Below are 11,032 nucleotides of genomic sequence, written 5' to 3'. Positions count from 1 at the left end.
CCCCTCCGCGGCCCGCGCCTAGCGGCGGGTGGCGTCGTCGACTTCGCCGACGAGCTCCTCGATGATGTCCTCGAGGAACAGCACTCCGGTGGCGCGGCCCTGCTCGTCGAACGCCCGGGCGAGGTGGGCGCCGGTGCGCCGCATGATCGCGAGGGCGTCCTCGAGGTCGGTGGCCTCGAAGATCGAGGCGAGCTGGCGGATGCGCTTGGCGGGGACGGGGAGGCGGAACTTGGCGCCCTCCGTGTCGCCGTCGAGGTCGAGGACGTCCTTGAGGTGGATGTAGCCCTCGGGGGTGCCGTCCTCCCCGAGGATCACGTAGCGCGAGAAGCCGTGCTTGGCGACGGCGCGCTCGACGTCGGCGGGGGTCGCTCCGCTGGGGAGGCTGACGATCCCGTCGAGGGGCAGGGCGACGTCGTGGACCTTCTTCTCGGTGAACTCGAACGCGGCGAGGAGGGTCCCGGTCGAGTCGCGGAGCGTGCCCTCGCGGGTGGACTGGTCGACGATCGTCTGCACCTCCTCGAGCGTGAAGGTGCTGTTCGCCTCGTCCTTGGGCTCCACCTTGAAGAGGCGGAGCACTCCGTTCGAGACCGCGTTGAGGGCGACGATGATCGGGCGGAGGACCCGGGCGATGGCGACGAGCGGCGGCGCCAGGAGGAGCACGGCGCGGTCGGGCATCGAGAACGAGATGTTCTTGGGGACCATCTCGCCGAGCACCACGTGCAGGAACGACACGATCAGCAGCGTGATGACGAAGGCGACGGTGCCGGAGAGCTCGTCGGGGATGCCGACGGCGTGCAGCGGCACCTCGAGCAGGTGGTGGATCGCCGGCTCACTCACGTTGAGGATCAACAGCGAGCAGACGGTGATGCCCAGCTGCGTGGTCGCGAGCATCAGTGTGGCGTGCTCCATCGCGGCGAGCGCGGTGATCGCGCTGCGGCGTCCGCTCTCCGCGAGGGGCTCGATCTGGGAGCGGCGCGCGGAGATGACCGCGAACTCCGCTCCGACGAAGAAGGCGTTCGCGGCGAGGAGCACCACGAGCCAGGCGATTCCGGCCCAGTCACTCATCGTCGGACTCCTTCCGTCCGCGGTGTCCGCGGGCGACGTCGGCGAGCGGGTCGGGGATCCCGTCGGGATCCGCGTCGGGGTCGGGCGTGAAGCGGAGGCGGTCGATGCGGCGGCCGTCCAGGCGCTCGACGCGCAGCGAGCCGCCCTCGACGTCGACCCGGTCGCCGACGGCGGGGAGGCGGCCGAGCTCGCTCATCACGAATCCGGCGACCGTCTCGTAGGGCCCCTCCTCGGGGATGTGCACGCCGGCGCGGTCGAGGACCTCGTCGGGGCGGAGCATGCCGGGGAAGGTGGTGGAGCCGGGGAGCTTGACCACGTCGGCCCGGGAGCGGTCGTGCTCGTCGGCGACCTCGCCGACCAGCTCCTCGACCAGGTCCTCGAGCGTGGCGACGCCCGCCGTCCCGCCGTACTCGTCGACGACGACCGCGAGCTGGAAGCCGCGTCCGCGCAGCTCCGTGAGCAGCACATCGAGCTTCATGGTCTCGGGGACGCGGAGCGGCTCGGAGCGCAGCGCCGTGACCGGCACGTCGGACCTCTTGCCGCGGGGCACGGCGACGGCCTGCTTGACGTGCACGACTCCGACGATGTCGTCGATGTCGTCGTCCGTGATCGGGAAGCGCGAGAACCCGGTGGTGCGGGCGAGGTCGAGCACGTCCTGCGCGGTGCTCGCGCGCTCGACCGTCGACAGGCGCAGGCGCGGCGTCATCACGTCGCCCGCGGTGAGGGCGGAGAAGCGGAGGGTGCGCCCGAGCAGGTCGGCCGTGTCCTCCTCGAGCAGTCCGGCGCTGGCGGAGTGGCGCACGAGGCTCGAGAGCTCCTCGGCGCTGCGGGCGCCCGAGAGCTCCTCCTTCGGCTCGATGCCGACCAGGCGCAGCAGGGCGTTCGCGCTGCCGTTCAGCAGGGCGACGGCCGGGCGGAACACCGTCGTGAACGCGGTCTGCAGCGGCACGACGAGCTTCGCGGTCGCCCGCGGCAGAGCGAGGGCGAAGTTCTTGGGGACCAGCTCGCCGAGGATCATCGACAGCAGGGTCGCGATGACGATGGCGACCACCGTCATGACCGGCGCGAGCGCCTCCTCCGGGATGCCGAGTCCGCTGAACGGCTCCTGGAGCAGCGTCGAGAGGGCGGGCTCCATCGTGTAGCCGGTGAGCAGCGTCGTGAGAGTGATGCCCAGCTGCGCGCTCGAGAGGTGCGTGGAGGTGACGCGCAGGGCCGCGATGGTCATGCCCAGGCGCGTCTCGCCGCGGTCGCGACGGGCCTCGAGGTCGGCCCGGTCGAGGTTCACCAGCGCGAACTCGCTGGCGACGAAGACGCCGGTGCCCAGGGTCAGCAGCAGGCCGACGCCGAGGAGGAGCCACTCAGTTCCCACGGTGGTCGCCCCCGGTCACGAGAGGGAGGTGCGAGGAGGGCCGGACGGTGCGGGCCGGCGGAGCGGCGGCACCGGAGCGTCGAGCGGGAGTCCGAGGAGCACGGCAGTGAGCGGAACAGGCCGGATGCGCAGAGGGAGGGTCGTCCATTGTGGCGCCGAGTCTACCCGCCGCGGAGCGCCGCCGGGCGTGCTCCGACGCGGCGGCTCAGAGCCACTTCTTCCGCTTGAACACCGCGTAGAGCGCGAAGCCGAACAGCACCATCAGGCCCAGCGCCCAGGGGTAGCCGAGCCGCCAGTGCAGCTCCGGCATGTCGTCGAAGTTCATCCCGTAGATGCCGGCCACGAGCGTCGGGGCGAAGAGGATCGCCGCCCACGAGGAGATCTTGCGGACCACGTCGTTCTGGGCGAGCCCGGTCTCGGTCTGCCGGCGCGAGACGAGCGTCGAGTGCACCGTGAGCGCCTTGTCGAGGATCGCGCGCAGGGAGTCGACCGCCTCCGTCACGCGGATGGTGTGGTCGAGCACGTCGCGGAGGGAGCGGCGCAGCTCGATCCGCTCCGGCGAGGGCGAGGGCTCCCCCTCCACGGGCGTCGACTCCTGCAGCAGCTCGTGCAGCAGGGCGGTCAACGGCTGCACCGAGCGCTGGAAGTGGATGACCTCGCGCGAGAGCCGGTAGATGCGCTCGGAGAGCCCGTCGTCCGAGTCGTCGCCGAAGAGCTGGTCCTCGATCTCGTCCACGTCGCCCTGGACGCCGAACACCACCGGCGCGTACTCGTCGACGACCTGGTCGAGGATCGCGTAGAGCACCGCTTCGGGCCCGCGGGCGAGGAGGGCCGGATCCTCCTCCAGGCGGCGGCGCACGCGGGCGAGGTCCGGGGAGTCGGCGTGCCGGATGGTCACCACGAAGTCGGGGCCGACGAAGACGTGCAGCTCGCCGAAAACGACCGTCTCGGCGGCGTCCGCGTAGCGCGCCGGCCGCAGCACGACGAAGAGCCCGTCGTCGTAGCGCTCGAGCTTGGCCCGCTGGTGCCCGCTCAGCGCGTCCTCGACGGCGAGCGGGTGCAGCCCGAACTCCTCGGCGACCGCCTCGACCTCCTCGCGCGTCGGGCGGTAGAGGCCGATCCAGGCCATGCCGTGCTCGTCGCGCATCAGCTCGAAGGTGTCCTCGAGCGAGTCGGGGTTCCGGATGCGGCGGCCGTCGACGTACACGGCGTTGTCGACGATGGTCATGGGCTCGGTTCTAGCACGCGGCGCCCGCTCACCAGCTGACCGGCAGCGCCTTGCCCTCCTCGTAGCCCGCGGCCGACTGCAGGCCCACGTGCGCCCGCTCGTGGAAGTCGGCCACGCTCCGGGCGCCGGCGTAGGTGAAGGACGAGCGGACCCCCGAGGTGATCATGTCGAGCAGGTCCTCGACCGAGGGCCGCAGCGGATCGAGGTAGATGGTGGAGGAGGAGATGCCCTCGGCGAAGAGGCGCTTGCGGGCGAGCTCGTACGCGTCGAGGCGGTCGAAGCGCTCCTGCACCGCCTTGGCCGAGGCCATGCCCCAGCTCTCCTTGTAGACCCGGCCGGCCGCGTCGCTGCGCAGCTCCCCCGGCGCCTCGATCGTGCCGGCGAACCAGGAGCCGATCATCACGGAGGCGGCGCCCGCGGCCAGCGCGAGGGCGACGTCGCGCGGGTAGCGCACCCCGCCGTCCGCCCAGACGTGGGCGCCCAGCTCGTGCGCGCGCTCGGCCGTCTCGAGGACGGCCGAGAACTGCGGGCGGCCGACCGCGGTCATCATCCGGGTGGTGCACATCGCGCCGGGGCCGACGCCGACCTTGAGGATGTCCGCTCCCGCGTCGACGAGGTCGTGCACCGCGTCGGCCGTGACGACGTTGCCCGCCGCGATCGGCACTCCGAGATCGAGCGCGGAGACCGTCCGGAGCGCCCGGAGCATCCCCTCCTGGTGGCCGTGCGCGGTGTCGAGGACGAGGACGTCGACGCCCGCGGAGACGAGTGCGCGCGCCTTCGCCTCGACGTCGCCGTTGATGCCGATCGCCGCCGCGACGCGCAGACGCCCGTCCGCGTCGAGCGCCGGGTCGTAGACGGTGGAGCGGAGGGCGCCGGTGCGCGACAGCGTGCCGACCAGGGCGCCGTGGTGCAGCACCGGGGCGAAGTCGAGGTCGGCGGCCACCATGAGGTCGAAGGCGGCCCGCGCGGTGGGCACGTCGTCGGCGTCGATCGAGGGCGTGGCGGAGTGGACCAGGTCGCCCAGGCGCGCGTCCGGCAGCGCGGTCGCCAGGCGCGAGGCCGGGACGCAGCCGAGGATCGCGCCGCCCTCCTCCTGCACCACGAAGCCGTGGCCGGCGACGGCCGGCAGGATGCGCAGCGCCTCCTCCACGGTCGTCGCCGGCGAGGCGGTGAGGGCGCCGGAGAAGGCGACCGGCTGGCGCTTCACCCAGCGGATCGCGGCGTCCAGCGCCTGCAGGGGCATGTCCTGCGGGAGGACGCCGAGCCCGCCCCGGCGCGCGAGCGTCGCTGCGAGGCGCTGACCGGTGACCGAGTTCATGTTGGAGGAGACGACGGGGATCGTCGCCCCGGTGCCGTCGCCCGGGGCGAGCGAGACGTCGAGGCGGCTCGTCACCGACGAGCGGCCGGGGACGAGGAAGACGTCCGAATAGGTGAGGTCGCCTGAGGGTGTTCCGCCGGAGAAACGCATGGGGGAAACGCTACTCCGGCGCGGCCCCGGGTCGGCCGTGCAGGGAACGGGGCTAGGCTTGGCGACCGGGACGGGACCAGGCGACGGCACCGGTTCCCGCTGGTGCGAGGACGACCTCCTCCGCCGCGGTGGCAGGCGCCGAGGGATGCGACGGGCCCGTCCGGATGATCGAGGACGAATCAACGGAGAGAGTGGGCGATCGGCTGTGTCGAGCCAGTTGACCGGAGCAGGAACAGAGCAGGGCGCGGAGGACTTCGGAGCCAACGAGTGGCTCGTGGAGGAGCTGTACGAGCAGTACAGCGCCGACCGCGCCTCGGTGGACGAGTCCTGGTGGCCCATCCTGGAGCGCTACGGCGCCCAGCTCGCGAACTCCGGCAAGGACGCTCCGGCTCCGGCTCCCGCCGCGGCCCCCGCGCCCGCCGCCTCGAAGCCCGCCGCTGCCGCCGAGCGCGTCTCGTCGAGCGGCGGAGGCGCCGTGACCCATCCCGCCGCGGCCTCCTCCTCCGAGTCGACCCCCGCCTCCCGCACCACGTCGAAGCAGCCGAAGGCGCAGCCGATCCCGGCCGACGCTCCGGTGAGCAAGCCCTCCGCCGAGGACTCCACGCCGGACGAGGACGTCGTCACCCCGCTCCGCGGCATGGCGAAGAGCCTCGCGACCAACATGGACGCCAGCCTCAGCATCCCCACCGCGACGAGCGTCCGCACGATCCCGGCGAAGCTGATGATCGACAACCGCATCGTCATCAACAACCACCTGCGCCGCACCCGCGGCGGCAAGGTCTCGTTCACGCACCTGATCGGCTGGGCGCTCATCCGCGCGCTCAAGGACTTCCCGAGCCAGAACGTGTTCTACGACGAGGTCGACGGCAAGCCCGCGGTCGTCGCCCCGGCGCACGTCAACCTCGGCATCGCGATCGACATGCCCAAGCCCGACGGCACGCGCGCCCTGCTCGTGCCGAGCATCAAGCGCGCCGACACGCTCAGCTTCACGGCCTACCTCTCGGCCTACGAGGACCTGGTCAAGCGCGCGCGCGGCAACAAGCTCGTCGCCGGCGACTTCGCGGGCACCACGCTCTCGCTGACGAACCCCGGCGGCATCGGCACGGTCCACTCCGTCCCCCGCCTGATGAAGGGCCAGGGCTGCATCATCGGAGCCGGCGCCCTCGAGTACCCGGCGGAGTTCCAGGGCGCGTCCGAGAAGACGCTGGTCGAGCTGGGCATCGGCAAGACCATCACCCTGACCTCGACCTACGACCACCGCGTCATCCAGGGCGCCGGCTCGGGCGAGTTCCTCAAGATCGTGCACGAGCTCCTGCTCGGCGGCCGCGGCTTCTACGAGGACATCTTCGCCGCGCTGCGCATCCCCTACGACCCGATCCACTGGTCCACGGACATCGCCGTCGACCTCGCCGAGCGCGTCTCCAAGACCGCCCGCGTGCAGGAGCTCATCAACTCGTTCCGTGTCCGCGGGCATCTGATGGCCGACGTCGACCCGCTGGAGTACGTGCAGCGCTCGCACCCCGACCTCGCCATCGAGAGCCACGGCCTCACCTTCTGGGACCTCGACCGCGAGTTCGTCACGGACGGCTTCGGCGGCAAGCGCCAGCTCAAGCTGCGCGACATCCTCGGGATCCTCCGCGACTCGTACTGCCGCACCGTCGGCGTCGAGTACATGCACATCCAGGACCCGGAGCAGCGCGCCTGGATGCAGCAGAAGCTCGAGCGCGGCTACGAGAAGCCGGGCCACGACGAGCAGCTGCGCATCCTGGGCAAGCTCAACGAGGCCGAGGCCTTCGAGACCTTCCTGCAGACCAAGTACGTGGGCCAGAAGCGCTTCTCGCTCGAGGGCGGGGAGTCGCTCATCGCGCTGCTCGACGCCGTCCTGCAGGGCGCGGCCGACGAGCACCTCGACGAGGTCGCGATCGGCATGGCCCACCGCGGCCGCCTGAACGTGCTGACCAACATCGCCGGCAAGACCTACGGCCAGATCTTCCGCGAGTTCGAGGGCACCCAGGACCCGCGCACGGTCCAGGGGTCCGGAGACGTGAAGTACCACCTCGGCACCGAGGGCACCTTCCGCGGCGCGGCGGGCGAGGAGATCCCGGTCTACCTGGCGGCGAACCCCTCGCACCTCGAGGCCGTGAACGGCGTGCTCGAGGGCATCGTCCGCGCCAAGCAGGACCGCAAGCCCATCGGCACCTTCACCACGCTGCCGATCCTCGTCCACGGCGACGCCGCGATGGCGGGCCAGGGCGTGGTGGTCGAGACCCTGCAGATGTCGCAGCTGCGGGCGTACCGCACCGGCGGCACGATCCACATCAACATCAACAACCAGGTCGGGTTCACGACTCCCCCTCACGAGGCCCGCACCTCGATCTACTCGACCGACGGCGCGAAGACGATCCAGGCGCCGATCTTCCACGTGAACGGCGACGACCCCGAGGCGGTCGTCCACGTCGGGCAGCTCGCGTTCGAGTACCGCCAGCGGTTCCACCGCGACGTGGTCATCGACCTGATCTGCTACCGCCGGCGCGGGCACAACGAGGGCGACGACCCCTCGATGACCCAGCCGCTGATGTACAGCCTGATCGAGGCCAAGCGCTCGGTCCGCAAGCTGTACACCGAGGCGCTCGTCGGCCGCGGCGACATCACCGAGGAGGAGTACGACCGCGCCCACCAGGACTTCCAGGACCGCCTGGAGCGCGCGTTCGCCGAGACCCACGCCGCGCAGACCGGCGCGATCCCCGTGATCACCGCCGACGGCGACTCCGTGGCCGACCTCGAGCTGCCCGACGCGCAGCAGGGCGAGGACTACCCGGGCGAGCCCGAGGTCACCGGCGTGAAGACCGAGGTCGTCACGCGAATCGGCGACGCGTTCACGACGCCGCCCGAGGGCTTCACCGTGCACCCCAAGCTCCAGCAGCTGCTGGCGAAGCGCCAGGAGATGAGCCGCTCCGGCTCCATCGACTGGGCCTTCGGCGAGCTGCTCGCGCTCGGCTCGCTGCTGCTCGAGGACACCCCGGTGCGCCTCGTCGGCCAGGACACGCGCCGCGGGACCTTCGTCCAGCGCCACGCTGTCCTCCACGACCGCGAGAACGGCCAGGAGTGGCTGCCGCTGATGAACCTGTCCGAGCAGCAGGCCCGGCTCTGGATCTACGACTCGCTGCTCTCGGAGTACGCGGCGATGGCGTTCGAGTACGGCTACTCGGTGGAGCGGCCCGACTCGCTCGTGCTGTGGGAGGCGCAGTTCGGCGACTTCGCGAACGGCGCCCAGATCGTGATCGACGAGTTCATCTCCTCCGCCGAGCAGAAGTGGGGCCAGCGCTCGTCGCTCGTGCTCCTGCTCCCGCACGGCTACGAGGGCCAGGGCCCCGACCACTCGTCGGCTCGGATCGAGCGCTACCTGCAGATGTGCGCGGAGCGGAACATGACCGTCGCGCGCCCGTCGACGCCGGCGTCCTACTTCCACCTGCTGCGCCGCCAGGCCTACTCCCGGCCCCGCCGACCGCTGATCGTCTTCACCCCGAAGGCGATGCTGCGTCTGCGCGGCGCCTCGAGCCCGGTCGAGGACTTCACCTCGGGCCGCTTCCAGCCGGTGATCGACGACGCGCGGATCCAGGACGCCTCCGCCGTGAAGCGCGTCCTGCTCCACGCCGGCAAGGTCCACTACGACCTCAAGGCGGAGCTCGAGAAGAAGCCCGACGACGGCATCGCGCTGGTCCGGGTCGAGCAGTACTACCCGGCGCCGATCGAGGAGCTGCGCGGCATCGCCGAGCGCTACCCGGACGCGGAGCTCGTCTGGGTGCAGGACGAGCCCGAGAACCAGGGCGCCTGGCCGTTCATGGCCCTCGAGGTCGCTCCGAAGCTGGGCCGGTCCATGCGCGTGGTCTCGCGGCCCTCCGCGGCCTCCCCCGCGGCCGGCTCGGCCAAGCGGCACGCCTCCGAGCAGGCGGACCTGCTGTCGCGGGCGCTCACCCGCTGATCCGCGGTCCGCACGACGCGGTCGGGCCCGTCGGAACCTCGTGTTCCGGCGGGCCCGTCGCGTTGCGGGCGGACCGTGCCTGACCGCAGGCCCGCAGAGACCGGCAGAAGCGCTCGCGACGTGCGGGTGCCGCGGCGACCGGAGGCCGCCGGACACGACGGAGCCCCGGCCCCTCGAGGGCCCGCGGTGCGCGGGAGGTCTCGAACGGCCGGGGCTCCCCGGGTCGTGCTGCGCCTAGAGGCGGGCGGGCGCCTGGGAGTGCGCGGCGTGCTCGTCGCGGAGCATGCCGAGCACCTGGGCGCGGAGGTCCTCCGGCGCCGTCTCCTTGCACGCCCGCTGCACGGCGACCGTCAGAACCACGCCGACCTTCGCCTCGTCGGCGCAGTCGACGCATCCCGCCATGTGCTCGCGGATGTCGGCGGCGTCCTCCTTGCACAGCTCGTTGTGGAGGTACTCCTCGAGCTCGGCCTTCGCCTTCGTGCAGCCGCTGTCGGTCATTTCGTGCTCCCGGAAGTGAATGCGGCGCGGAATCCGCGCTCGCGTGCGTAGTCGGTGAGTCGTTCGCGCAGCATGCGCCGGCCGCGGTGCAGCCGGCTCATGACGGTCCCGACGGGGGTCTTCATGATGTCCGCGATCTCCTGGTAGGAGAAGCCTTCGACATCGGCGAAGTAGACGGCGAGCCGGAAGTCCTCCGGGATCGCCTGGAGCGCCTCCTTCACCGCGGTGTCGGGGAGGTGGTCGATCGCCTCCGCCTCGGCCGAGCGGCTGGAGGTGGCCGTGGTCGACTCGGCGCCGCCCAGCTGCCAGTCCTCGAGCTCGTCGATCGCGCTCTGATAGGGCTCGCGCTGCTTCTTGCGGTACGAGTTGATGAACGTGTTCGTGAGGATGCGGTAGAGCCAGGCCTTCAGGTTGGTGCCCTGCTCGAACTGGCGGAACGCGCCGAAGGCCTTCGCGAAAGTCTCCTGCACGAGGTCCTGCGCGTCGGAGGGGTTCTTCGTCATCCGCAGACCGGCCGCGTAGAGCTGGTCGATGAAGGGCAGCGCCTGCTGCTCGAAGAGGGAGCGGAGATCGACGGGAGCCTCGACCGGGGCGTCGTCCAGCGACTCCTCGACGGTCTCCACGATCGTCTGCTCCGCGTCGGCGGGCTCGGGAGCCTCGTCGGCGGGGGTGGTGCGGGGTTCGTCGTCGCGAGTCATCACGAGCGATTCTAGAGCGGCGGCGCGGCGGACGACCGGGGTTGCGGCACGAGGGCGCCTCCGGGCGACGGGCCTGCTGCTCCGGAGGACCGGGGGTGCTGCCGTCATGCTCCGCCTCCGTCACGCTCCTGACGACGCCCTGCGCGCCGACTATCCTGACAACCGATGGTCTTCTCGCGTTATTCCGCTCCCGAGTTCGATCCGTACGGCGACGCCCGTGCGCTCCCCGGCGACGACGCCTGGCCCGCACCCCTCGCGGCCGGCGCTCTCGACGCCGAGGTCGGCCTGCCCGGCTCCAAGTCGCTGACCAACCGGGAGCTGGTGCTCGCTGCGCTGGCCGACGGGCCCTCCACGCTGCGGGCGCCGTTGCACTCCCGCGACAGCGCCCTGATGATCGAGGCGCTGCGCTCGCTCGGCACCACGATCCGGGAGTCCGGCTCGACCGGCGGCTTCGGCGCCGACCTGGTCGTGGAGCCCGCGGAGGAGCTGCTCGGCTCGACGACGCTCGACTGCGGGCTCGCGGGCACCGTGATGCGCTTCGTCCCGCCGCTGGCCGGCCTCGCGCTCGGCCCCACCACCTTCGACGGCGACGCGTACGCGGCGAAGCGGCCGATGGGGGCGACGATCGCCTCCCTCCGACAGATCGAGGTCCACGCCCAGGATCTCGTCGCCGCCGGTGACCACGAGGTCCTCGCCGTCCCGCTCGACCCGGGCGCCGAACAGC

General features: G+C 71.7%; 7 protein-coding genes and 1 pseudogene. 2 read left to right on the top strand and 6 right to left on the bottom strand.

What is annotated here, in order from left to right; translation table 11 throughout:
- Window positions 1-18: 18 nt before the first annotated feature.
- From C5D04_RS16630 to C5D04_RS16615, 4 genes are all read right to left on the bottom strand, one after another.
- The gene (locus C5D04_RS16630; RefSeq protein WP_104224111.1) at window positions 19-1,065 is read right to left on the bottom strand and encodes a hemolysin family protein; all 1,047 of its coding nucleotides are present in this window, start codon (window positions 1,063-1,065) and stop codon (window positions 19-21) included.
- Window positions 1,058-2,434, bottom strand: coding sequence for a hemolysin family protein (locus C5D04_RS16625; RefSeq protein ID WP_104225499.1), 1,377 nt, complete (start codon window positions 2,432-2,434; stop codon window positions 1,058-1,060). The genes C5D04_RS16630 and C5D04_RS16625 overlap by 8 nt, the downstream gene beginning before the upstream one ends.
- Window positions 2,435-2,639: 205 nt before the next feature.
- Complete coding sequence (gene corA / locus C5D04_RS16620; protein ID WP_104224113.1) at window positions 2,640-3,662, bottom strand: magnesium/cobalt transporter CorA; 1,023 nt, start codon at window positions 3,660-3,662, stop codon at window positions 2,640-2,642.
- Between the two features lie 28 nt (window positions 3,663-3,690).
- Complete coding sequence (locus tag C5D04_RS16615) at window positions 3,691-5,130, bottom strand: GuaB1 family IMP dehydrogenase-related protein (protein WP_104232785.1); 1,440 nt, start codon at window positions 5,128-5,130, stop codon at window positions 3,691-3,693.
- A 205-nt stretch (window positions 5,131-5,335) separates the two neighbouring features.
- On the opposite strand from C5D04_RS16615, the gene C5D04_RS16610 reads away from it, so the two are divergent.
- The gene (locus C5D04_RS16610) at window positions 5,336-9,112 is read left to right on the top strand and encodes a multifunctional oxoglutarate decarboxylase/oxoglutarate dehydrogenase thiamine pyrophosphate-binding subunit/dihydrolipoyllysine-residue succinyltransferase subunit (protein ID WP_181068290.1); all 3,777 of its coding nucleotides are present in this window, start codon (window positions 5,336-5,338) and stop codon (window positions 9,110-9,112) included.
- A 234-nt stretch (window positions 9,113-9,346) separates the two neighbouring features.
- Here C5D04_RS16610 and C5D04_RS16605 read toward each other — a convergent pair whose 3' ends face one another.
- Together C5D04_RS16605 and C5D04_RS16600 are read right to left on the bottom strand one after the other, a co-directional pair.
- Window positions 9,347-9,610 (bottom strand): zf-HC2 domain-containing protein, encoded by a 264-nt coding sequence (locus C5D04_RS16605; RefSeq protein WP_104224116.1) that lies wholly within the window; start codon window positions 9,608-9,610, stop codon window positions 9,347-9,349.
- Window positions 9,607-10,308 (bottom strand): sigma-70 family RNA polymerase sigma factor, encoded by a 702-nt coding sequence (locus C5D04_RS16600; protein ID WP_104224117.1) that lies wholly within the window; start codon window positions 10,306-10,308, stop codon window positions 9,607-9,609. Before C5D04_RS16600 ends, C5D04_RS16605 begins: the two co-directional genes overlap by 4 nt.
- 165 nt (window positions 10,309-10,473) lie before the next feature.
- Between C5D04_RS16600 and C5D04_RS16595 the strand changes: the two are divergent.
- Window positions 10,474-11,032, top strand: a pseudogene (locus C5D04_RS16595) (hypothetical protein); the annotation flags it as partial.

Origin of the sequence: Rathayibacter sp. AY1D2, from assembly GCF_002932695.1 — a bacterium.
Taxonomy (GTDB): Bacteria; Actinomycetota; Actinomycetes; order Actinomycetales; family Microbacteriaceae; genus Rathayibacter.
This window is presented reverse-complemented; position numbering and strand designations above follow the sequence as displayed.

What these genes read in the sequence shown, in the direction of transcription:
- C5D04_RS16630 (WP_104224111.1), bottom strand. Translation starts at nt 1,065, where the DNA reads ATGAGTGACTGGGCCGGAATCGCCTGGCTCGTGGTGCTCCTCGCCGCG.
- C5D04_RS16615 (WP_104232785.1), bottom strand. Translation starts at nt 5,130, where the DNA reads ATGCGTTTCTCCGGCGGAACACCCTCAGGCGACCTCACCTATTCGGAC.
- C5D04_RS16600 (WP_104224117.1), bottom strand. Translation starts at nt 10,308, where the DNA reads ATGACTCGCGACGACGAACCCCGCACCACCCCCGCCGACGAGGCTCCC.
- C5D04_RS16605 (WP_104224116.1), bottom strand. Translation starts at nt 9,610, where the DNA reads ATGACCGACAGCGGCTGCACGAAGGCGAAGGCCGAGCTCGAGGAGTAC.
- corA (WP_104224113.1), bottom strand. Translation starts at nt 3,662, where the DNA reads ATGACCATCGTCGACAACGCCGTGTACGTCGACGGCCGCCGCATCCGG.